Genomic DNA, 24,353 nt, shown 5'->3' with positions numbered 1-24,353 from the left:
ATGATGAGACAGTATCTTTTAGCCTTTTAGAATGAGATTGAAAGAGGTTGTGCTCAGCTCTGATATTGTAGGGGCTGGGGTGGCGGTTTGTATTACTGGCCATAGGCTACTAAACAGGGCTGTGAATGGATCCGAAGAAGCTTAGGCATTTTTTATAAAACTAACAAAAAGAGACCTAGATAGTTGTCCAGGTCTCTGTTTTATGTAAGCAAATTGCCGCTTATGTTGTACCTAAAAACTAAGTTATTCACATAAAAGAATTTGACGTAAAAACGATTGTTTTTTAGCAACGCATCGATCTTTTATTATCAAACCTGCAGCTTCTATCATGTCATCAATTGTTTCAATTGTAACGACAACAACTTTATCGGCAATTCGGCGAGCATGTTTTATAATATCAAATTGATCTTCTGGTGATGAATGCGTAAATAAGTTATAAGGTAAATCAATTATAGCAACATCATAGTGTTCCGTTACTTCCGAGATGGGACCTACTGTAATTTTGCCTGTTAATCCAAAATAAGCGATATTTTCTCGGGAACCTTTGCAAACATTATAATATATATCTCGCCCTTCCATATTAATTCCCATGGAAAGTGCTTCAATTACTACTGTTCCAATACCACAACAAGGATCAATCGCCCGAATATTTTGAGGCTGGGGAACTGCGATATTCGCAACAGCACGCGCTACTCTTGTACTAAGTGCCGTTGAATAACTGTTTGGTTTGTGTAAATGTTTACGCCATATGGATTCACTCTTCATATACTTTCCAAAATGCCAGATCCCATCTACTAACATAAGACCAAATATAATGTCAGGATGGTTTAGGTCTGGTTCTCCAGCAATACATAATCCTATCTCACGTTCGAATAAACGACGCTCTGATTGAGGGATTTTCTTCGTCTCACCTATAGCCATACTATTTAAACAAACCACTTTAAAAGTTGCTTTATTTATGTTTAGATCCTTCACCATCGTCATGATGTTTTCTACGCTATTATCTTCATATAGCACCTCAAGTCTCTCTTGTATAAAGGGGCTACGGCTTGGATCAATTTTAATATTGCTTATTAAATAGTTTGATTGGGAATCAAGGTTAAAAAATGCACGCATCTCCATTCTGCATAGATCGTACTCGTCAACATGATGGACATATGTGTATATAAATTTATTATTATTTTGCTCGTTGCTCAATTGATTACCATCCTTTTATATTGTTGTTCACTAGATTTTACTAACGTTCATAAAAAACAAATGAAGTTATTTATGTGTAATCGTATCATAGGCGTCTCTATCAAGCTACTCGATACACAATTATGGTAAGGTTCAATCGATATAGTGGGGAAAATCTATGGAATGAAATAATAAAAAATAGACATTTCAGGTCAGTAATCCTGCTGCTTATTCATTTTGTTTTGCTTGATTGCTAAATATAAAGTGAAACTAATCGCACTAAACATTATCATAGAAAAAATAAGTGAAAACGTTGCTTTATAGTAAATAGAGGTAAGCAATATGACGAGAGAGCTCATAATGATGACAACACGTAATAATATATCTGTTTTTTCACTTGGATTAAAAAAATCTTGAATAATAGCAAATAAATAAGACAAACCGAAAAATATCAAGTATTCATAAACAAAAACAGGCTTTACATAATCGGGAATTCCAAAATAAATTATTTCAAATATAAAAATGAGTAACACTATGTATTTTGAATATTTGTTAAAAAAGTTTACCAAAGTACCACCCCTTATCATTAAAATATTAACACATATTGTAAAAAAAAATGAAAGCATTTTAGTTTTCGATCATTAATTGTTTATAGGATAATGATTATGGCAAAATCTTAGAGGGCATACTCGAAAAAGGAAGTGCGATAAATGAATCTAGAGATGGTAATGCAGGAGCTTGAGGCTCTTGGCAAGGAACGAACTAAAAAAATGTATTTGTCCAATGGTGCGCACGAGCCACTTTTTGGCGTGGCAACAGGTGCAATGAAGCCAATAGCAAAAAAAATAAAAATAAATCAACCGTTAGCTGAAGAACTGTATGCCACAGGGAACTACGACGCAATGTACTTTGCAGGCATTATTGCAGATCCAAAGGCGATGACTATGTCAGATTTTGATCGGTGGATGGATGCGGCATATTTTTATATGCTATCGGATTATGTGGTTGCAGTAACTTTAGCAGAAGCAGATATTGCACAAGAAGTTGCTGACAAATGGATCGCAAGCGGTGAAGAGCTGAGAATGTCAGCAGGCTGGAGTTGCTACTGTTGGCTTTTAGGGAATCGCTCAGACGATGAATTTTGCGAGAGTAAAATTGCCAACATGATTGAAATTGTGAAAAATAACATTCACGAATCGCCAGAACGAACGAAATCTGCTATGAATAATTTTCTATACACGGTAGGGCTATCATATTTACCGCTTCATAAAAAGGCTGTCGAAATTGCAAAGGAAGTAGGTCCAGTAGAAGTTAGACGGGATAATAAAAAAAGTAGTATCCTACACGCTTATGAAAGTATTCAAAAGGACGTAGATAAAGGAAGACTTGGTTTTAAACGAAAATATGTAAGATGTTAAATAATAGCCGGTGCTGATTAAAGGAGATCTATATTTTTTAGAAAGCTTAGAACATCTGTATGTAAATACAGGAAGTTTAGTATCAAGGGATTTTATTAGAGGGATGAGAGGAGGATTGGCGAATAGAAATAAGAATCGCCAGAGCGACGGAAGAACCCGCCGAAGTGACGGATGGAATCTTCGAAATGACTTGACGCCAGTATTTAATGTGTGATAAAAATGATAGTATCAATTCGGAAAATTAATATTTGGGCAATGATAGGATTAAGTAGTGAAAATCTCCCTATTTCAGAGAACTGATGGTTGGTGCGAATCAGTATATAGATTATCATGAATTTCAACCTGGAGCATCTTTCATAAATCACAAAATGTGAGGAAGTGGAAGACGGTAGTGAATACCGTTATCAAATAAAGTGGTGAAGAATTTTTTTCACAACTAGGGTGGTACCGCGATATATATCGTCCCTACGTATTAACGTAGGGACGTTTTTTTTAAGGTCTTCCTCTTGTTGTATTTTCATAACTAGGGTGGTACCGCGATATTTAATCGTCCCTACGTATTTACGTAGGGACGTTTTTTATTAAGGCTTTACTCTTGTTATATCTTCATAACTAGGGTGGTACCGCGATATTTAATCGTCCCTACGTATTTGCGTAGGGGCGTTTTTTGTTAAGGTTTTATTCTTGTTGTATCTTCATAACTAGGGTAGTATCGTGATTTTTTTATGATCCCTACGTTGTCGTTGAGGCGATTTTTATTTGAAAGGACTTACGATAGACCAATATGAATAAGGACCGAATTGTAATAAAAAAGAAATAGAAAAAGAGAGGAGATTAAGAGATGGAATCGCAGCAATGGACATCGAAATTAGGTTTCATTTTAGCAGCAGCAGGCTCGGCAATCGGTCTTGGCGCAATTTGGAAGTTCCCATATATGGCCGGTATTGGAGGTGGCGGTGCGTTCTTCCTTATTTTCATCGGTTTTACTTTATTAATTGGTTTACCATTATTATTAGCGGAATTTGTAGTTGGAAGAAGTACGCAAAAAGAGGCTGTTGATGCATATAGAAATATTGCTCCTAAGACGCTATGGCCGTGGGTCGGTAAATTAGGAATTGTAACATGTTTCATATTGCTTTCATTCTACAGTGTTGTAGGAGGATGGATTTTACTATATTTATGGAATGCAATTACAGGTAGACTATGGGAAGGAAATGGCGCGTACGAGGCCACTTTTAATGATATCATTGCCAATCCATTTTTAGCGGTTGGGTCACAGCTATTATTTATCCTTATTACTATATTTATCGTTAGTAAAGGAGTGCAAAATGGTGTTGAAAAAGTAAATAAATATTTCATGCCAGCACTATTTGTTTTATTCTTTGTCTTAATTATTCGTGCTCTTACATTAGATGGAGCTGAAGAAGGGGTTCGCTTCTTCTTACAGCCTGATTTCTCAAATGTAACATCTGAAATTATTTTATATGCGATGGGGCAATCGTTCTTCTCGTTATCTGTCGGTGTTGGAGTAATGGTTACGTATAGCTCATACTTACCGAAAGAAGAAAGTTTACCGCGTTCCGCATTTTCTATCGTCGGTTTAACGCTTGTGATTACATTGCTTGCAGGGCTTGCTATTTTCCCTGTAGTTTTCGCATTTGGAATGGAACCATCACAAGGACCAGGTCTATTATTTATTGTCTTGCCAGCTATTTTCAGTAAAATGGCATTCGGAAAATTTTTCTTCATTATTTTCTTATTACTATTTTTCTTTGCAACTATAACATCAGCCATTTCCATGTTGGAAATTAGCGTTGCCTCTTTAACGACAAAAGGTAAAGGGAAACGTGAAAAAATGGCATTGATGGTCGGATTACTAATCTTTGTTGTAGGGATTCCATCGGCGCTATCATTTGGTGTATTAAGCGATGTGCAATTGTTTGGAAAAACAGTCTTTGATTTAGCAGACTTTGCAGTAAGTAATGTTCTTATGCCACTCGGTGTACTATTAGTGGCGATCTTCGTACCGTTTAAAATGAAGAAAGATGTGTTAATGCAAGAACTAGGTGTAAGTAAAAATAAAGGCTATAAATTATTTGTATTATGGTTATTCTTACTTCGCTATATAGCACCAATTGCAATTATTATCGTATTTTTAAATGTAATTGGATTGATTTAACATACAATACAAAAGCCCTAGCATAACGTTATGTTAGGGCTTTTGCTATAAAATGATCTGCTTTGTCATAGTAAACGAAAATGAGTTATTTTTTGTATGCTTCACTTACCAAGAAAAAAGTGATTAGTCCCTCAACAAACTGCTCTGGTTCCTATTAAGTCAGCCCTCCATAGAATAAAAGCTGAAACCAACGCAAATCAAAGCAATACCCACCTAAAACAGATAAAAAATCCAAAAAAGAATTACTTGACATCATTCGAAATAGCACAAACATCACAAGTTTTTCTGCATATCATAATGGGGAAAGCGTTTTCTTCAATTAATATAGAAGAAAGACACTACAATTTAACTTCTTTCAGCATTCATCGCCCACCAGTTGGTAGGAAGAATGTGGTTTAAGTCACTTTTTCATCGGGTGTCGAAGAAAGAAGTTAAAGCCTCCGGTGTATTACCGAGTCGTAAGGGGTTTTTTTGTGCGTCACAAACCGATTCCGAACACAATTATGCCGAGGCATAATTAATGCAAGATTACTGAAAAACACTTGCTAATTTAAGTATGTACAACTGGTTCTTGCATGGTGTACTTTTCGTTATTTGGTTTTATTACGACTTTAAGTGGAGGGGCATGAAACCTTGATTGGCTAATCTTGGGATCATGTCCGAAAAGCTTTGGCTTATAGTTGTTGTAAAGACCCACATTCTGCTGTTGAATTGATACATCTTATCTTTATACAAGCAAATACTACCACATTTATTTTCGAAAAGACCGTGGTTTAATTCGTTATGCTAGATCTAACGTTGAAAAATTCTGTAAATTTGATGATTTCAGCTAGTTCAGACGAATATTTGTACGATTATAGGAATTTTATGAAAAAAATTTGTAAAAACCTTAACTATTTCCTACGAAATCCGTATAATAAATCAAACAGTGTGAAAATTGTCCATTTTCTTTCGATTAATTGCGTGAATTTTTTAAATTGTATTGACGTGGGGAACGATAATTTGTACACTGTGTACATTCAATTGTTTTTTGGAGGAATACACTCAATTTAAAAAGTTAGGATTTGATGGTTATGATCGTATGTAAATTTGGTGGAACATCTGTAGCAAGCGCAGAGCAAATTCAAAAAGTAGCAAACATTGTAAAATCTAATCCGGCACGTAAAATCGTAGCCGTTTCTGCACCTGGGAAGCGTTCTGGTGACGATATAAAGGTAACTGACTTATTAATTAACCTAGCAATGGCAGCATTAAAAAATGAAGAAATTGAAGAAAAATTACAAATCGTTGTTAATCGCTTTATGGCGATTGCGGATGGTTTGGAATTAGATCATACAATTTGTGACGTAATCGCTGAAGATTTACGTGAACGTGTACAAGGTGATAAATCGAATAAAGAATTATTTATCGATAGCATCAAAGCGGCAGGGGAAGACAATAACGCGAAGCTAATCGCTGCTTATTTTAATTCAATCGGTTTGCCGGCACGCTACGTAAGTCCAAAAGACGGTTTGGTCGTCAATGATTTACCTGAACGAACGTATGCCTTACCAGAGGCTTATGTAAATTTAGCCCCCCTAAAATATACCAAGGAAATTATTGTATTCCCAGGTTTCTTTGGTTACACTAAAGCTGGCATACTACGTACATTTGATCGTGGTGGCTCAGATATTACAGGCTCAATTTTGGCAGCTGCTGTTGAAGCAGAGCTATATGAAAACTTTACGGATGTGGACTGTGTGTTCTCCGCGAATCCGAAAGTTGTGAATGATCCAGTGGAAATTAAAGAAATTACGTATCGCGAAATGCGCGAATTATCCTATGCAGGCTTTTCGGTTTTCCATGATGAAGCGTTGATGCCTGTGTACAAGATTGGGGTGCCAGTTAACATAAAAAATACAAATAATCCATCAGCTCCGGGTACTCGTATTGTCCCAAGACGTTCTGTAACAGGACGTCCGGTTACAGGTATCTCGGCAGACAGTGGCTTTTCAACTTTATATGTGTCGAAATATTTGATGAATAGGGAAGTAGGCTTTGGCCGTAAGCTTCTACAAATTTTAGAAGATGAAAATATTTCATATGAACACACACCGTCTGGTTTGGACGATATTTCTGTTATTATGCGTTCGAATCAAATTACACTTGAAAATGAAGAAAGAATTTTAGCTCGTGTAAAAAATGAGTTGAATGCAGATGATGTGCAAATGCGTCATGGGTTTTCTATGATTGTTATTGTAGGCGAAGGCATGCGAAATAACACGGGTCTAGCGGCACGTGCTGCAACTGCAATTTCAAAAACAGGTGCAAATATAGAGATGATTAATCAAGGCTCATCTGAAGTTAGTCTAGTATTCGGTGTACTACAAGAATATGAAAATCAAATTTTACAAGCGCTTTATGGGGAATTTTTTGCACATGTGAGAGTATAAGGGACAAAAGTGTGACTTAATCAGTGGGGGTTCTTCAGCCCAACTGTAACGGGCAGCTAATGTTCTACCTAACTTTTTGCTTTCGCTAAAGTTTTGGGTGGAGTCTTGTACCTGCCACTGCGCTTTCGGTACAGATCAATTACTGCCCGTAAATGTGGTGTAAACGCTAATCCTTAAACTGGATTAGTGTTTTCTTTTTGACGGGAATACGGTAAAATCAAGGGCGTACATTGATTGGAGGTCTTTCTGTTGAAAAAATTATCAATTGGTATGTTGCTATCAATGATTGGTATACTATTTGTTTGTTTAACAATCATGGATATTTTACCGTCTTCGACAAAAACAATGAAAGTTGTTTATATCGGTATTGGCTGGGTGTTTATCATTGCGGGATCAATTATTCGTTTTAAAACTTTAAAACAAAGGCAATAGCGGAATATCTCAAAATAGAATTGTGATAAAATGTGGATTTGTGATACAATTTCAAAAAAATAAATAATTCGAGTATTATGAAGTTGTGATCTGTACGCAAATTCAAAAGGTTTATATTTGGGATAGGTTTTTAATTTAAGACTAAACAGTACAAATTCTTCTTTGTAGGAATTTGTTTTTTTATTTTTTGTTATACATTGAATAGGGGGCGAGATAATGCCAGTACTACGTAAGGAAGATATTCATATTTCCGACCATTATGTTGCCATCCAAACAGAATCACCAATGAAGGTCGTATCCTCTGCAGTACATAATCCTGGCTTTGGCTTTTATACACATTTGATGAATCGTTCAGTGCCTTATACGTATGATGAACGTAAACCACAGTTAGAATTACAAAGGTTTTTGCAGTCTGAAGGCTTTCCGATTGACAATACAGTTGCGATGATGACGGCTGTCTATGCCCGGTATGCGATAATTCGTGAGTTTACATATGAAGGAATTCATCTTGTCATAATGATTACGGCAGGTCTTGGTAATGCCGTCGATATTACACGTGCCTTTCATCGTCAGGAGCAGTATCATGCTGGGACTATTAATACGTGGGTACTGATAAATGGAAGATTGTCGGATGAAGCTTTATTTCAGGCAATGATTTCTACGACAGAGGCTAAGGTCAAAGCACTTATTGATGAGGGGATAACTGATCCAACAACGGGTACACAAGCTACAGGTACCTCAACGGATAGTTTATTAATTGCTTCAACAGAGGAAGGCAATTACCATCAATATGCTGGACCGATTACGATGCTAGGAAAGGTCATTGGCCATGGTGTTTATGAAACGATGCGTGAGGGTATTCAAAAATATAAAAAAGACAAAGAGGAGATTCCTTTATGATGGCACTAGTGATTGCCTGTATCATTGGGCTTGTTTTTGATTTAATGGTGGGTGATCCTCCTAAAATGCCTCATCCAGTTCGCTGGATTGGGAAGCTTATTCAATCTCAAACAGAATTATGGAATAAAGGAAGAATGAGAAAGTTCCGTGGCATGGTGATGTCACTCGCTGTAGTAGGCACAACGATGTTTGTTGTAACGGCCATTATGCTATTAAGCTATCATGTTAGCCCACTATTTGGCATATTGGTTGAGGGATTATTAATTGGGATTGGACTCGCACAGCGTAGCTTGAAGGAAGCGGCGATGGCAGTTTATGAACCGCTTGTTAAAGGCGATTTTGCTGAAGCTCGTGTCAAGCTTTCTTGGATTGTCGGACGTGACACGGAGAAGTTAGACGAAGATGAGATTGTACGAGGCGTTGTTGAGACGGTCTCAGAAAATACGAGTGATGGCGTAACCGCACCACTATTTTATGCCTTTTTATTTGGCGCAATCGGGTTATGGGGCTATAAGGCCGTCAATACGTTAGACTCTATGATTGGCTATAAAAACGATCAATATAAAGATTTTGGTATGTTTGCTGCAAAGCTTGACGATGTACTAAATTTTATTCCAAGTCGATTAACAGGTCTACTGATGGTGCTAGGTACAAAAAATGAAACGAATGTATCTCTCAGTAAGCGCTTAAAACGTTGGGCACAGGATGCGAAAAAGCATCCAAGTCCTAATAGTGGTTATTTAGAAGCAGCTACAGCTGTTCAATTAGGGGTACAGCTTGGTGGAAAAAATACATATCAAGGTGTCGTTTCTTATCGAGCAATAATGGGCGAGAAATTAGTTCCATTAACTAAAGAGCATATTGCAACGTCTGTTACTCATATGCGTACCGCGACCTTGCTCTTTACGCTTGTTATGTTAACAGTGGAGGTGTTAATTTTTGCAATTACCTAATCACGGAGCAAATCCGCAAAATGTTTATCATCAGCTAGGACTTAATATGCCCGAAGAGGTGTATGATTTTAGCGAAAATGTTAATTCGGCAGGGCCACCCCTGTTTGTTGAGGCGCGTTGGCGGACATTTTATCCGCTCATTCAACGTTACCCAGATCCGGACGGTGAGCCGTTTTTATCAAAGGTGGCAGCTTTTCATGGTGTTCAGAAAGATTCTGTATTACTAGGTAACGGTGCATCCGAGCTTTTTAGTGTTCTAGTTAGACGCTACGCTAATAAGCGTGTTATTATCGTACATCCAACTTTTTCAGAATATGAACGAACATTACGAGCAGTAGGCGCTGAAATTGTGCCTGTCATTGTTGAGGATATTGTCCATTACACATTGCCGATGGAGCATCTGAAGTGTGAAATGGCGAATGCAGACGCATTATATATTTGTACACCGAACAATCCGACGGGGGTGCTTCCTAAGAAAGAGGAGCTTCTCGAATTAATCGCTCACGGTACAAAGGTCAATTGTGAGCTGGTTTTTGATGAAGCATTTATTGACTGGGTAGATGAGGCCTGTTCTTTGATCCAATATGTGGCGGAAAATCCTCATTTAATCATCGTTCGTTCGATGACCAAAATGTATGCGATTCCAGGATTACGTCTAGGCTATTTAGTGGCCAGCCCAATAGTTGTTGCTGATCTAAAGTCTATCCTACCGCATTGGAACTTAAATGCTTTTGCCCTTGTGATAGGCACTGGCTGTTTAGATGAACACGAATATTGTGAGCAAGCTATTGCCTATGCTAAAAATCAACGGGAATCGCTACAGAGCTATTTACAAGAACATGGTTGTCAGGTGACGAATAGTGTAACAAATTTTGTATGTTTTACATTACCGAAAAATCAGCAAGCGGATACATTTTTTACATACTGTTTATCAAAGGGTGTCGTCCTGCGCCATACAAAAAACTTTTTGGGCTTAAATGGAGAATGGTTCCGAATTGGCATTAAAGATATTGCGGCTATGACGTATTTACAAAATTGTTTGCAGGCGTGGTTTAACTTCTTTCAGCAGAAATCTCCTTCCTCTATAGGTAGTGAAATGAATAAGGTTTTAAGTCTCCTTTCTGCGGATGTTCAATCATCTGTACCTGACGCTAGGCTTTCGGTACAAAAAAATCCGCTGAAATAGAGGCATTCAGTCTATGAATGCCACGCCATGTGGCAATGACTGAGTAACCAACCTCGTATTGGCCTAAAGCCTCCGGGGGGTGCCACGAAATCGGAAAGGTGTGCATAGGGGATGTTAGCCTAAAATCATCACATCCATGATAACGGCTAACTGCCCTGCATCGGTGTGGCTGCCACTACGCTAGCACTGCGCTTTCGTACAAAAGAGCCACTACGCTTTCGGGCAAAAAACATATGCAGGCCCAAGCACAAAGCCGATTCCGGACGCAATTATGCAAGGGCACAATTGATTGCAAATTAGGGGTGAGAAAGTTGACAACTTTTTATTTAATAAGACATGGCGAAACGATGTGGAATAAAGAGCATCGACTACAGGGATGGTTAGATTCGCCATTATCCGAGGATGGTATTTTACATGCAGAAAAACTTCGAGATCATTTGAAAAAATGCTCTTTTGCAGCGGCATATAGTAGTTCAAGTGGCCGTGCTAAGGAAACGCTGCATATTCTTCTAGATAATCGCCAGCTTCCAATCTATTATGAGGATAATTTACGGGAAATTTTTTTAGGCGATTGGCAAGGGAAAACAGTCGAGGACATTATGACTACACATCGCCTTGATTATGAATTATATACCGATTATCCAGGACAATTCGTCGCAACCCATACGGAAAGCTTTGGTACGGTAACAGAACGAGCCCTATTTACGTTATCGAAAATTGCAGAACAATATCCCGAGAATAATGTTTTAATTGTGTCCCATGCTGTAACGATTAAATGCGTCATTAACGCCATTTTAGGGCGAAGCATCAATCAGCTATGGGCAGAACCATTTATAAATGGAACAAGTGTCACGATTATTGAGAAAGTCGAGCAACAATGGCTCGTGAAAGATATCGGGAACATTCAACATTTACAACAGGAGGCTTAACGATGCCACTAATTTTCATTACAGGGGGGGTACGTAGTGGTAAATCCCACTTTGCTGAAAAAGCGGCTGTTACTCACTATCAAACAGAATTTAACCAAGCACGACGACTTATTTATATTGCTTCTGGAGTAGCGTTGGACGATGAGATGGAGAAGCGAATAGTACGTCATCAAACAGATAGACAAGCACAAAATATGGAATGGTTGACGATAGAAGCACCTTATGACATAGCAAAAACATTGCATAAACTGACTGATGGAGATGTTGTGTTATGGGACTGTGTTACGACATGGCTGACAAATGCTTTTTACGAGGGTTTTGACACGGGAACTCCCTGTGTGGAACAACCTTGCTGTTTAGAGCGAAAGCTTGATGTTTTAAAAAGGGCGGTAGAGACGTTACTTGAGAAAAGGGTGACGTTTTTTATCGTCTCAAACGAACTATTTGATGAGCCTCCATATTCTAGCGAAGAAGTAGAAGTATACCGCCAAACCCTTGGGAAATTACATCAATGGTTCGTTTCTATAGCGGATGAGGCGTATGAAATAAATTACGGTATCGTGAAGAAATGGAAATAATAAATAACGCTTTGAAAATAAAAAGAAGGAAGGCAAGACGATGAAAAATTTCTGGCATAGCATACAACTTGCGTTTCAATTTTTTACAGTTTTGCCGGTACATAAAGAAATTCCGTTAACAAAGGCAACTATTACCGGGATGTTCGCTTTTTTACCATGGATAGGGGCTCTCATGGGTACTACAGTGGCGGCGGTGATCTATTGTTTAACAGAATGGACGGCAAGCAGTGAAATTTTGCTTACTTTTGTGATTGCCGGATTATTTGCCTTATTTACGGGTGGTTTGCATTTAGATGGTTTTATTGATATGGGGGATGCTTATTTTTCGTATCGAGATCGTGAGAAGCGGCTAGAAATTTTAGATGATCCACGTGTTGGCGCATTTGGAGTACTATCTGTGCTATTTCTAGTGCTTGGCAAATTTGTGATACTGCATGAGTTATTCGTACAGCATAAATTTGCACTATGGATGCCTGTATTTATTCCGTTATTAACAAGAGTAGGCATGAGCTTTTATTTTATGTCGCTCAAATGCTCAAAAGAAAAGGGGCTTGCCTACTTTTTTAAAACACATATTAAGCCGGGAATACTCATTACCTTTATGCTTATCACTTTAGTTGTGGCGTATAGTAGCTTGTTGTTTGTCTTAGGTTTCTCAATTGTTCCACTAGTGTTAATAGCTGTATTAGCAATCGCCTTTTTAGTGTTCCGGCAATTTACAATGCGCAACTTTGGTGGTGTTTCTGGAGATTTACTCGGTGCATCAATTGAAGGAGTGGAGGTTGTACTGTGGGTGACGTTGTTATTGTTCACTTAATGAGACATGCCCCAACAACGGAAAATTTGGAGAAGCGATATATCGGCTGGACAGATTCTTCATTAGCTGATGCATCTTTGCTGACTATAGTAGATTCAGAAGTCACGAAGGTGTATGGTAGTGATTTGCTGCGTTGTAGGGAAACCGCTGCCCATTATTTTCCGAATGCAACATATGTGTCTGATAAAAGATTTCGAGAGTCGAACTTCGGTGCATTTGAAGGACGAACATATGAGGACTTGAAAACAGATAGTCGCTATTGTGCATGGTTAGACGACCCCGTACAGTCACCGCCTCCAAGGGGGGAAGGCTTTGATGCTTTTTGTGCGCGAGTCATTGAAGGGTTTACTGAGTTACCAAAAGGTGAGGATGTTTATCAGCTCGTTGTCCATGGTGGAGTTATTCGAGCACTTCTTGTAGAATTTGCACCGACTGAGCAAACTTTTTGGTCATATCAAACACCGCATGATAAAATGTTTTCTTTAATGTTTACAAGAAAGGCTTGGGAGGAGGGAGCGAGATGCATGTCTTTATCGGAGGCGCCTATAGTGGAAAAACCGGCTATGTCATGAAATTGCTTGCAGGTCAAAAAGTTGAGCTAGTAGATGGCCATCTACCTGATGCCAGCCCAGCCTGTAATGTACTAATTATTAAAAACATAGAGAAATGGCTCGTGACACAAAATCTTGAGGATGATGAACCCCTTGTCAAAACCATTTTGACAAGATTAAAGACTCTTGAAAAAAATTGTGCAGTCTATATAATAGTGACCGATATGGGTCGTGGAGTTGTGCCAATGGAAAAACAGGCACGATTTTTGCGTGATACATGTGGGCGTTTGTACCAGGCATTATTCGCTGAAGCCGAACAAGTCGTACGTATTTGGTACGGTATCGGGGAACGAATCAAATAATATAGTTTTAAAAAATTTAATAGGCTGTTCATTTGGGGATGAGATTTGCAAAGACGTATGCTTTGTAAATAAGTTGATCGGAGTGGAGGCTTGGCACCCCTTGAAAGCGCTTTGCTCTGCGCGTCAGCGACCAAGCGTCCAACGGGAACGGAAATCGACCTACGTTATGGATGACGAGCCAAATATAACAGGAAAGAGGAAATGGGATGGATCGACAAAGATTGATGAAATTGACGCTCACTGCCATGGTAGCGGCAATTTGTGCAGTTGGTGCAGTCATTAAAATTCCAACATTTATTTCAACTGCTGCGCTTGACTCTGCACCTGCATTGTTGAGCGTTGTATTTTTATCTCCAGTATTAGCAGGGGTTGCGGGAGTCATTGGGCATTTTATCTCAGCCTTAACTACTGGCTTTCCATATGGGCCACTACATATTATTATCGCAGTAGAAATGTTTATTGTTGTATGGGTCTTTGGGGTAATGCATAAAAAAGGAATGCGTTTCTGGAAATGGCCTGTGGCACTTGTTTTCAATGGTGTTGTTGCACCTTTACCATTTTACTTTATCATTAGTCCTGCATTTTACTGGGCATCACTGACTAGTCTTCCATTGGCAACACTCATAAATCTAGTGATTGTTGCCATTGTGATGCCAATTCTCTCTAAAGTGTTTATGCGTAAGGAAGGTCGAGTCCATTGAGAAATGCAATACAAATAGGCGGGTTAATTGCAACATCTGATAATGCCGCAGCAATTGGTGAAAAACCACAAGATGTTGTGTCTGCTCCAGACAAAATAACGGCATACTTGACGGCGCGTGTTACTTTTATAGAGCAGCTTGCTGCAAATGCTTTACCAAGCCATATTATACTCGCTAATTTTTCAGGGGATGCTGCATGGGCTCGTTACGTTGCAGGCATTCAGCAGGTTTTTGCTGAGACGGGTCTTAATTGTCCACAAATAGATGGTAGTACTGAGTCCAATATGCCGACTCTACAATCAGGTTTGTCTATAACGATGCTAGGTGAGCAGCAAACACGCACAGCAACTAAGCATGCACAGCTTAGTTGGTACACCTATGGATTACCGCTTGTAGGCAATGAAATCCTTGCACAGCCTAAAGATATGGCGCAGCTCCAACCTATTTTTGAGGCGTGGAAAGAGGGAATAGTGCAGCAAGTATGGCCAGTTGGATCAAAAGGTCTACAAGTCGAATTTACCCGACTTTTTGGCGAGCAACAGGTCAAAAGTTCGTTAGATATTGAGAAATCGGCTGGTCCATGTGCAGTAGTTTTGCTAGGAATTCAGCCAGAAAAAGAGCAGCTAGCACAAAAAAAATTTCCTAGAAATTTTGAAAAACTACGTAAAACTGCATTGTAATTGGGCTTGCTTCGAGAAAATGTAGCACTTTATAACGTGCAAGGTGCAAAACACCTATTGCAACAATAAACACAATATGTTAGATTTGTTTAGGAGTTAAAACACTATATATAGTATTTTGGACGAGCGGTACCAATATGGTTTAAAAGGGAATTCGGAAAGAGAGTCATCTTAGGCCGAAGCTGTCCCCGCAACTGTAAGTGCTGACAAATGATAATTGGCCACTGTGAAGAACGGGAAGGTAATCATTTGGAGGAAGTACGAGCCAGGAGACCTGCCGATTTGTTCAAGACAGCAACACATTCTTCGGGGATTGAGAAGTGGAGGCGAGAGATTTGTTCACTTCTTTGTGTGCATGTCCTTCATTTCCATTTCCGATTTTACAGCGATCACGTAACCGATAAATGTTGCGTGATCGTTTTTTTTGTGTTGCTGGAGAAGGAAAGGGAGAGAATGTTACATGACAATTCAAATCGAACAACAAATTGCTAAGCTCAAGAAAAACTACACAGAGGATGAACTTGAAAGTTTTGTCAGATTATCAGATCGATGGCTACGAAAAAACGACAATGCGACATTTGAAGCATGGGCAGATGCGATGATTTTACAAACGCTTAGCCTTATTGATGAGGAAGAGCCATACTGGACATTTATCGCAGCTCAAATATATTTAGAAAAACTATATGATCAATTTGCAATGCGTCGTGGTGTCTCAGTGAAAGATGTTTATAAAGTTTTCCCAGAACATTTAGCACACTATACAGAAGCTGGATTGTATCATGAAAGTTTAACAACAAAATATAGTGAGCAGGAGCTTCAGGAACTCGCTTCGTACCTAGAATCAAGTCGAGATGAGTTGTTTACGTATATTGGTTTAAAAACATTAATGGACCGCTATGTAGTCCGTGATTACACGAAAACACCAGTGGAGCTACCGCAGGAACGCTGGATGGTTATTGCGATGACTCTGATGCAGGATGAAACAGAAAATCGTTTAGAAAAAGTCCGTGAATCTTATTGGGCAATGAGTAATTTATATATGACTGTTGCCACACCGACATTATCGAATGCGGGTAAAACACATGGACAGCTATCAAGTTGCTTTATCGATACAGTAGATGATAGTTTACAAAGCATTTATGACACGAATACAGATGTCGCAACATTATCGAAATACGGCGGTGGTATTGGTGTTTATATGGGTAAAATTCGTAGCCGAGGCTCATCTATTAAAGGTTTTAAAGGTGCATCAAGTGGCGTTTTACCATGGATTAAACAGCTTAATAATACGGCGGTATCAGTCGATCAGCTTGGACAACGACAAGGCGCTATTGCTGTCTATCTAGATGTTTGGCATAAAGATGTCTTTACGTTTTTAGATTTACGCTTAAACAATGGCGATGAACGTTTACGTGCCCATGATATTTTCACAGGGCTATGCTTACCGGATATATTTATGGAAACTGTTGAAGCACGTGGGGAGTGGCACTTATTTGACCCACATGAAGTACGAGAGGTTATGGGCTACTCACTAGAGGATTTCTACGATGAGAAAAAGGGTGACGGTTCCTTCCGTATTAAATATGAGGAATGTATCGCGAATCCATTGTTAAGTCGTGAAGTCGTACCAGCTATTGATATTATGAAGCGTATTATGCGCTCACAGCTAGAAACAGGCGTGCCGTTTATGTTCTATCGTGATGAAGTCAATCGCATGAATCCGAATAAGCATGAAGGAATGATTTACAGTTCGAACCTGTGCACAGAAATCTTCCAAAATATGTCAGCGACTGAATTCGAATCTATTACACTAGAAGATGATGTCATCGTAACACGTCGCAAGCCTGGAGATTTCGTTGTATGTAACTTATCCTCTATTAATTTAGGTAGAGCAGTACCGGCCGGTGTTCTAGAACGATTAATCCCAGTGCAAGTACGTATGTTAGATAACGTTATTGCGCTAAATACAATTCCAGTAAAACAAGCAGAGCGTACGAACCTACGCTACCGTGGTATTGGGCTTGGCACATTTGGCTGGCACCATTTATTAGCTTTGAAAGAAATTCAATGGGAGTCAGAGGAAGCTGTAGAATTTGCGGACAAGCTATATGAAGAAATTGCGTATTTAACGATTCGTGCTTCTAACGATTTGGCATGTGAAAAAGGAGCTTACCCATTATTTAATGGCTCAGATTGGCATACGGGTGCGTATTTTGACAAACGTGGCTATGACAGTGAAAAATGGAACGCTTTACGTGCCGCGGTTGCTGAAAAAGGTATGCGTAACGGCTATGTAATGGCAGTTGCACCGAACTCTTCGACGTCCATTTTAGCGGGCAGTACGGCTACGATTGATCCAATCTTCCAAAAGAGTTATTCAGAGGAGAAGAAGGATTATAAAATTCCAGTAACAGTACCAGATTTATCACCTGTAACGACTTGGTATTATAAATCTGCTTATTTCATCGATCAAAATTGGACAATCAAGCAAAATGCTGCACGAGCACGTCATATCGACCAAGGCATTTCACTTAATTTATATGTTCAAAATACGATTAAGGCGAAAGATTTACTAGCATTGCATATGAATGCTTGGGCGAGCGGTGTAAAAACGACTTATTATGTGCGTTCAACGTCTGTAGAATTGCTAGAATGTGAGTCTTGCGCGAGCTAGGAGGAAATAACAATGACAACTATTACAAAACGACAAATTATGGACAAGAATGCACCGAACCGTTCAACAGGTATTGTCAACGGACGTTCTTCTAACATTTTAAACTGGGATGATGTCCGTTTTAGCTGGGCATATCCAAAGTATAAAAAAATGCTAGGTAACTTCTGGACACCGTTTGAAATTAATATGAGCAACGATGTCAAACAGTTTCCAGGATTATCAGCAGATGAACAAGAATCCTTTTTAAAAATCATTGGCTTACTAGCACTATTAGACAGTGTACAAACTGATTTTGCAGGAAAAGTAGCGGATTATTTAACAGATTCAAGCTTAAATGCATTAATGATTATTTTAGCGCAACAAGAGGTAATCCATAATCACTCTTACTCCTATGTGCTATCAAGTATAGTGAACAAAGATGAGCAGGATCGTACGTTTGATTTTTGGCGTACAGAGCCAGTCCTAGAGCGACGCAACGACTTCGTCATTAAAGGCTACCATGCATTTTCCGAGGAGCCATCTGTTGAAAATATGCTAGAAGCGATTGTATATGATGTCATTTTAGAAGGGTTATTCTTCTATTCTGGCTTCGCGTTCTTCTATCATTTAGCTCGCAATCAAAAAATGGTGGCTACGTCAACGATGATTAATTATATTAATCGTGATGAACAGCTACATGTCGATTTATTTGTGAAGATTTATCAGGAGCTATTAGAGGAATATCCTGAATACGATACACCTGAACGAGCAGCTCGTGTACAAGAGATCTTCCGTGAAGCTGTTCAGCTAGAAATTGATTGGGCCAATGAAGTGATTGGCGATAAAGTGGAAGGCCTCGATGTAGAAGATGTGCATGATTATGTCCATTTCTACGCCAATGTACGCTGTAATCAGCTTGGTGTGGAACGTCCATTTGAAGGCTATCGCAAAAATCCATTAAAGTGGATTAGAGCGTATGAGGATGTTGATTTAGGGAAAACAGATTTCTTCGAGCAGCGTTCTCGCCAGTATGTAAAGGTTAATGTAGAAGATAACGGCTTTGATGATTTATAATGCCAAGTCCACCTCCATGTTGAAAAAACATGAAGGTGGATTTTTTTTTGAGAAAGGGGGGACGCTTACGTAAAAGAAAAAAATTGCTCGAGTCAAACAAACGAGTTCCCTTTAGGGGGACAAAAGTATTGAAAATCGCACAGATTAAAAAAGAGCGTAAATTACGCTCTATTTAGCTGTTAATATTTAACCACCGTCATTGAGAAAAAAGCTATATACCCCAAAATCGCAAGGATTTGTAAAATAACCCCTATTATACTACAAATTAAACCTGCAGTTGCTAATCCTCTACCACTTGCATTAGTTGTATGAATTTCTTTAACAGCTTTCCTTGAAAATATTATTCCTATAATGCCTAAGATTAAACCAATAAAAGGTATTAGCAATGATAGAATTCCAACCGTTAAAGAAATGACAGAACTATTGTTTGTTTGATTTTTTTCAGACAATCGTTATCCACCCTCTTTTGAGAATTTACCCATTTTTAAAATATTATCGTACTAAACTATTTCGCACTAAAAATCGATCATTAAATGTTATCGGTACACCTTTCCCATCCTTTTCGGCATGAATGTGTAAATGTGGTTCACTTGTATTGCCCGAATTTCCTACTTTTCCAAGTATTTGTCCTGCTGTTACTTTTTCTCCTTTTGCCACTGCTACGCTTCCTTTTTGCATATGGGCTAAAATAATGGTAGCATCATAGTTCTCACATGCTAGGGCGACATGATTTCCCGCTGGGTTTTCTGGATTAGATTTAGGAGGGGGCAGATCGGGTAAATCATTTTGGATGTCGACTACTTTTCCGTTACAAGGACTATACAAAATATCTGCGTAAATTTGATAGTTATTTAATTCTTCTGGATATAGTCCACTTGCACGGGTTCCAAAAGTATTTAATTTTAAAATGTCTAATGCGTATTTTTGACCTGGATAGGCTTGATGATAGTTCATTAATACTTGATTACCACCCTGTCCGACATAATAGGTGCCATTTTTAAGTGGGAAAGATAGCTCAATACCTTTTTCGGCTACTGTATAGCTTTTTAAGACCAAAGCATTATACGTACCAAAAATCAAAATAAGGATAATATAAATACCAATTGAAAACTTTTGATTTACTGAATATTTTATTGTAAACGGTAAATTACTTACCTTTTTCCAAGAATAAATGATTGTGACAATTAAGAGCGCCAACCAAAGAAATCGAACATAATAGCCGACCCAACTCCAGTTTCCTGCTTGAAATAGCCAAACGATTAGTGCTGTCGTCACCAATAAGTCCAACAACCATTCCAGTGTACTTTTAAAAGGAGCTTTCCATAATGAAATGATAAAGCTAGCAGGCAAAATGATAAGCATAGCAATGGAATAAAAGATTGGAAACACTATTTCTCGTCCCCCCTTATGATTTATAACATTATTGGTAATATTTACTTCATCCTAACTTTCATTCTAGCATAGGTAAATGAACATTGGTCCTAATCTTCCTTTAATTCAATATATTGATAAATGGAAATGTTCATTAGGTGATAGCCTGAACAATTACGACAGTGACCAAAACCTACATAAATTAACAATCGTGTCTCGAATATTACGAGACTCGAAAAATTAATTACCGCTTGAGAATGATTTTCAGTTATAATTAAGGTGTGAAAGAAAAGAACGGAGACGAAAGAATGCAGGCAATAAAACAATTAGGAGGGTTTTTAGGACCCTATAAATTTTTCACCTTGATCGCGCCACTATTAATGGTACTTGAGGTAACGATGGATTTACTACAGCCGACTATTATGCAGCATATGATCGATACAGGTATTGCTAATAGCGACAATCCATATGTGCTGAAAATGTTCATTTGGATGCTAATGAGTGCGGTATTTGGACTTGTTGGAGGGATAGGTTGCTCCTATTATAGTTCAAAGGCAGCGATCCATTTTGCATCGGATGTTCGTCAAGCACTGTATGAAAAAATGATGACGTATTCGGCAAAGGAACGTGACGCTTTTACAACAGGGAAGCTCATTACGATTTTAACGAGTGATGTGGAAAGTGTTCAGCGTGCGTTTATGATGACATTGCGTATTTTTGTTCGTGGTCCTCTATTATTTATTGGAGCGGTCATTATTGTTTTTGTGACAGCACGCGAGCTATTTTCTATACTTCTTATTATTGTACCGATATTAATTATGGCGATGTACTTTTTCACAAAGTACTCAGGTGTCCTATACCGCAGAGTACAGGAAGCGATTGATGGTGTGAATACGAAGCTTCAGGAAAATTTAGCGGGGATTCGTGTTGTGAAAGCGTTCCGTCGTGAAACGCAACAGATTGAACAATTTAGCGGGCTAAATGATACGCTGACGAAGCGCTTTATTACAGCAGAGCAAATTGTTGGTGTACTTGTGCCGTTTACAATGTTCGTTGTCAATCTAGCAATTGTAGCAGCACTTTGGCTTGGTGCAATTAAAGTAGAAGCCGGTACACTACAGGTTGGGGTTATCCTAGCATTTATTAACTATTTAACGATTATTTTAAATGGATTGATGACTTCTAGCATGGTGCTCATGCAAATTGCACGAGCTATTCCTTCAGGAGAGCGTATCGTGGATGTTTTAAATAAAGAAGTAGCAGTAAAGGAAGCAGAAAATCCACTTACCTCGCCAATTCAAGGGGCGATTGACTTTCACAATGTGAGCTATCGTTATTATGAATCGGCGGAGGATGTGCTGAAAAATATTACATTTTCAGTAAAAGCGGGGCAAACGGTAGGTCTTATCGGCAAAACAGGTAGTGGAAAATCAACATTAGTGAAACTATTACCACGTTTATTTGACCCGACTGGTGGAGAAATTCACTTGGATGGAAAGCCGCTAAAAGATTATGGAATATCAACTTTACGTAAATATATCGGTTTTACCTCTCAAAAAGCATTACTGTTCTCAGGTGCAATTGACGATAATATTCGTCTTGGAAAAGAGGATGCAACGTCAGAGGAAGTACAGCAAGCTCTTGATGCAGCATGTGCCACTGAATTTGTGGACCGGCTGGATAAAGGCTTAGCATATGAGCTTTCACAGGGGGCAACCAATCTCTCTGGCGGTCAAAAGCAGCGAATAGCGTTAACGCGTGCACTCGTAAGACAACCAGCTATTTTAGTGTTGGACGATACGACATCTGCTCTTGATAGCGCCTCTGAAAAACATGTCCAGCAAGCTATTGCCAATCAATATAAAGATACAACGACGTTTATCGTAGCGTCTAGAATTGCTTCTATTCAACAGGCGGACCTAATTCTTGTCGTAGAGGACGGCGAAATTGTAGGTCAAGGTACACATCAACAGTTATTGCAGAATAATAAACCGTACCAAGCAATTTACGCTTCACAGCAAAAGGCTGGTGTACAACAATGAGTAAAAGTCAACCAAAGCAAATGCATTTCGGACGTGGACCACGTATGGCTGGTCCAACCGAAAAGGCGAAAAATCAAAAAGCAACAATTAATCGTGTATGGCAATATGTGAAGCAACAAAAAATAGGACTTTATTTCTCTATCTTTTTTGTAGTAGCTTCTACATTGTTAAGTTTAGCAGGGCCGTACTTAATCGGACATATCGTTGATGAATATATTATGAAAAAGGACATTGCTGGTACGATTCGTCTAGGTATTGTGTTAGCAGTTATTTATACTGCAGCGTCTATTTTTACGTGGCTACAAACATATGTCATGATTCATGTGGCGATGAAAACAATTCGAGCATTGCGACTAGAACTATTTAAAAAGCTGCAAACATTAACACTGAGATTTTTCGATCAGCGAGCACTCGGTGATTTAATGAGCCGTGTAACAAATGATATTGATAATTTAAATACGGCATTAGCACAAAGTGTGACACAAATCGTATCATCGGTGCTAACGGTAATCGGTGTTAGTATTGCTATGTTCTCGCTTAGCTGGCAGCTAGCAATCGTGACGCTGATTATTATTCCTCTAATTGTTTTTACGACGAAGCAGATTATTAAACGTAGTAGTAAAAACTATGCGGCACGTCAACATGATTTAGGGAAGCTGAACGGTACTATTGAGGAAATGATTACGGGGGCGGAGGTTGTGACGCTTTTTGGAACAGAACAACAAACGATTGAAACGTTCCATAAACAGAACGAAAATCTCCGTAACTCGGCGCAACGAGCAGAAATTACTTCTGGTTTACTAGGCCCAATTAATAACTTTATGAATAACTTAGGTTTAACTGTTGTTATTGGCACAGGAGCATTTTTATCGGTAAAGGGTATCGTTTCGGTTGGGGTTATTGCCGCATTTGTCACGTATACACGTCAATTTTTCCGTCCACTGAATCAGCTATCTAACCTTTTGAATACATTCCAGTCAGCAATTGCTGGGGCGGAACGAGTTTTCGAAATTTTAGATGAACGATCGGAAGTAGCTGATAAAAAACAGGCCCTTGATTGTCAAAGTTTAAAAGGGGATGTGTCATTCCAAGATGTATCCTTCAGTTATGTGCCAGAGAAGCCAGTACTGAAAAATATTAGCTTCCATGCCAAGGCTGGTGAAACGATTGCACTTGTTGGCCCAACCGGATCAGGGAAAACGACGATTATCAATTTGTTAACTCGTTTTTATGATGTCGATGCAGGGGAAATTTTGATTGATGGTCATAATATTGAAGATTATAAAATGGCAACGATCCGTCAACGAGTGGGTGTTGTCTTGCAGGATACGTATTTATTTTCTGGAACGATTCGTGAAAATATTCGTTTCGGTAAACTTGATGCTACAGATGAAGAGGTGGAAGAAGCTGCGAAAATCGCGAATGCCCATAATTTTATTAAATATTTACCGGCACAATATGATACACCTGTACAAGCAGGTGGGGCAAACTTAAGTCAAGGTCAGCGACAATTATTGGCTATTGCCCGGGAAATTTTAGAAAATTCGGATATTTTGATTTTAGATGAAGCAACATCCAGTGTGGATACGCAAACAGAGGTTGATATCCAAAAAGGTCTCCAGCATTTAATGCAGGGGCGCACAAGCTTTGTTATTGCGCACCGTCTAAAAACAATCGAAAATGCCGACCAAATTCTTGTTATTCAACAAGGTGAAATTGTTGAGCAGGGCAATCACGAGCAGCTCATGCAAAAACAAGGTATTTATAGTAATCTCCAGCAAAAACTTTTGCTGGAACAAGTGGAATAACATATAGAAGGCTGTCTATTAAGTGTGTAAAAACTTATTAGACAGTTTTTTTTATTTTCTGCCAAAAATTAATTAGATATTTATTTTTATTGTTTATTGTTACAGTATCAA

General features: G+C 38.7%; 22 protein-coding genes, 1 riboswitch and 1 other annotated feature. Of the genes, 18 read left to right on the top strand and 4 right to left on the bottom strand.

Annotated elements, in window-relative coordinates:
* Positions 1-243: 243 nt before the first annotated feature.
* Both PVA17_RS15380 and PVA17_RS15375 read right to left on the bottom strand, forming a co-directional pair.
* Positions 244-1,197, bottom strand: a complete 954-nt coding sequence (locus PVA17_RS15380) for a TRM11 family SAM-dependent methyltransferase (RefSeq protein WP_274068174.1) — start codon at positions 1,195-1,197, stop codon at positions 244-246.
* 191 nt (positions 1,198-1,388) lie between these two features.
* Positions 1,389-1,745, bottom strand: coding sequence for a hypothetical protein (locus PVA17_RS15375; protein WP_274068173.1), 357 nt, complete (start codon positions 1,743-1,745; stop codon positions 1,389-1,391).
* A gap of 141 nt (positions 1,746-1,886) precedes the next feature.
* Between PVA17_RS15375 and PVA17_RS15370 the strand changes: the two genes are divergently transcribed.
* The 16 genes from PVA17_RS15370 to PVA17_RS15295 all read left to right on the top strand — a co-directional run bounded on the left by PVA17_RS15370 (position 1,887) and on the right by PVA17_RS15295 (position 19,021).
* Positions 1,887-2,594 (top strand): DNA alkylation repair protein, encoded by a 708-nt coding sequence (locus tag PVA17_RS15370; protein ID WP_274068172.1) that lies wholly within the window; start codon positions 1,887-1,889, stop codon positions 2,592-2,594.
* Between the two features lie 246 nt (positions 2,595-2,840).
* Positions 2,841-3,064, top strand: a binding site (T-box leader).
* Positions 3,065-3,435: 371 nt separating this feature from the next.
* Complete coding sequence (locus PVA17_RS15365) at positions 3,436-4,773, top strand: sodium-dependent transporter (RefSeq protein ID WP_274068171.1); 1,338 nt, start codon at positions 3,436-3,438, stop codon at positions 4,771-4,773.
* Positions 4,774-5,846: 1,073 nt separating this feature from the next.
* On the top strand, positions 5,847-7,205 hold the full coding sequence (locus PVA17_RS15360; protein ID WP_248718906.1) for an aspartate kinase: 1,359 nt from the start codon (positions 5,847-5,849) through the stop codon (positions 7,203-7,205).
* Between the two features lie 249 nt (positions 7,206-7,454).
* Positions 7,455-7,637: a hypothetical protein gene (locus PVA17_RS15355; RefSeq protein ID WP_274068170.1), complete on the top strand. Its 183-nt coding sequence runs from the start codon at positions 7,455-7,457 to the stop codon at positions 7,635-7,637.
* 216 nt (positions 7,638-7,853) lie between these two features.
* Entirely contained in the window at positions 7,854-8,537 is a 684-nt protein-coding gene (locus PVA17_RS15350) for an adenosylcobinamide amidohydrolase (protein WP_274068169.1), read from the top strand.
* Positions 8,534-9,490: an adenosylcobinamide-phosphate synthase CbiB gene (gene cbiB / locus PVA17_RS15345; protein ID WP_274068168.1), complete on the top strand. Its 957-nt coding sequence runs from the start codon at positions 8,534-8,536 to the stop codon at positions 9,488-9,490. The genes PVA17_RS15350 and cbiB overlap by 4 nt, the downstream gene beginning before the upstream one ends.
* Entirely contained in the window at positions 9,477-10,676 is a 1,200-nt protein-coding gene (locus PVA17_RS15340) for a pyridoxal phosphate-dependent aminotransferase (protein ID WP_274068167.1), read from the top strand. The genes cbiB and PVA17_RS15340 overlap by 14 nt, the downstream gene beginning before the upstream one ends.
* A 311-nt stretch (positions 10,677-10,987) precedes the next feature.
* A complete protein-coding gene (locus PVA17_RS15335) occupies positions 10,988-11,605 on the top strand; it encodes a histidine phosphatase family protein (RefSeq protein WP_132358482.1) in 618 nt (205 codons plus the stop codon).
* A 2-nt stretch (positions 11,606-11,607) separates the two neighbouring features.
* A complete protein-coding gene (locus tag PVA17_RS15330) occupies positions 11,608-12,183 on the top strand; it encodes a bifunctional adenosylcobinamide kinase/adenosylcobinamide-phosphate guanylyltransferase (protein ID WP_274068166.1) in 576 nt (191 codons plus the stop codon).
* A gap of 40 nt (positions 12,184-12,223) precedes the next feature.
* Positions 12,224-13,000 (top strand): adenosylcobinamide-GDP ribazoletransferase, encoded by a 777-nt coding sequence (gene cobS, locus PVA17_RS15325; RefSeq protein WP_274068165.1) that lies wholly within the window; start codon positions 12,224-12,226, stop codon positions 12,998-13,000.
* Positions 12,973-13,572, top strand: coding sequence for a histidine phosphatase family protein (locus tag PVA17_RS15320; protein ID WP_274068164.1), 600 nt, complete (start codon positions 12,973-12,975; stop codon positions 13,570-13,572). Before cobS ends, PVA17_RS15320 begins: the two co-directional genes overlap by 28 nt.
* The gene (locus PVA17_RS15315; protein WP_274068163.1) at positions 13,521-13,913 is read left to right on the top strand and encodes a bifunctional adenosylcobinamide kinase/adenosylcobinamide-phosphate guanylyltransferase; all 393 of its coding nucleotides are present in this window, start codon (positions 13,521-13,523) and stop codon (positions 13,911-13,913) included. Before PVA17_RS15320 ends, PVA17_RS15315 begins: the two co-directional genes overlap by 52 nt.
* A gap of 206 nt (positions 13,914-14,119) precedes the next feature.
* Positions 14,120-14,614: an ECF transporter S component gene (locus PVA17_RS15310; RefSeq protein WP_274068162.1), complete on the top strand. Its 495-nt coding sequence runs from the start codon at positions 14,120-14,122 to the stop codon at positions 14,612-14,614.
* A complete protein-coding gene (locus PVA17_RS15305; protein WP_274068161.1) occupies positions 14,611-15,294 on the top strand; it encodes a hypothetical protein in 684 nt (227 codons plus the stop codon). The genes PVA17_RS15310 and PVA17_RS15305 overlap by 4 nt, the downstream gene beginning before the upstream one ends.
* 110 nt (positions 15,295-15,404) lie before the next feature.
* Positions 15,405-15,591: riboswitch (cobalamin riboswitch) on the top strand.
* 163 nt (positions 15,592-15,754) lie between these two features.
* A complete protein-coding gene (locus tag PVA17_RS15300) occupies positions 15,755-17,968 on the top strand; it encodes a ribonucleoside-diphosphate reductase subunit alpha (protein ID WP_132358467.1) in 2,214 nt (737 codons plus the stop codon).
* Positions 17,969-17,980: 12 nt separating this feature from the next.
* The gene (locus PVA17_RS15295) at positions 17,981-19,021 is read left to right on the top strand and encodes a ribonucleotide-diphosphate reductase subunit beta (protein WP_132358464.1); all 1,041 of its coding nucleotides are present in this window, start codon (positions 17,981-17,983) and stop codon (positions 19,019-19,021) included.
* 179 nt (positions 19,022-19,200) lie between these two features.
* Here the strand turns inward: PVA17_RS15295 and PVA17_RS15290 are convergent, their stop codons facing one another.
* On the bottom strand, positions 19,201-19,470 hold the full coding sequence (locus PVA17_RS15290) for a DUF4190 domain-containing protein (protein WP_132358461.1): 270 nt from the start codon (positions 19,468-19,470) through the stop codon (positions 19,201-19,203).
* Between the two features lie 43 nt (positions 19,471-19,513).
* Positions 19,514-20,410 carry a M23 family metallopeptidase gene (locus tag PVA17_RS15285; RefSeq protein WP_274068160.1) on the bottom strand — a complete coding sequence of 299 codons (897 nt, stop codon included), beginning with the start codon at positions 20,408-20,410 and terminating at the stop codon, positions 19,514-19,516.
* A gap of 290 nt (positions 20,411-20,700) precedes the next feature.
* Here PVA17_RS15285 and PVA17_RS15280 point away from each other — a divergent pair, with 290 nt between their 5' ends.
* Positions 20,701-22,434, top strand: coding sequence for an ABC transporter ATP-binding protein (locus PVA17_RS15280; protein WP_274068159.1), 1,734 nt, complete (start codon positions 20,701-20,703; stop codon positions 22,432-22,434).
* Positions 22,431-24,242, top strand: a complete 1,812-nt coding sequence (locus PVA17_RS15275; protein WP_274068158.1) for an ABC transporter ATP-binding protein — start codon at positions 22,431-22,433, stop codon at positions 24,240-24,242. The genes PVA17_RS15280 and PVA17_RS15275 overlap by 4 nt, the downstream gene beginning before the upstream one ends.
* Positions 24,243-24,353: the final 111 nt, after the last annotated feature.

Origin of the sequence: Lysinibacillus sp. CNPSo 3705, assembly GCF_028674935.1 — a bacterium.
In the GTDB taxonomy this organism is placed as follows: domain Bacteria; phylum Bacillota; class Bacilli; order Bacillales_A; family Planococcaceae; genus Lysinibacillus.
This window is presented reverse-complemented; position numbering and strand designations above follow the sequence as displayed.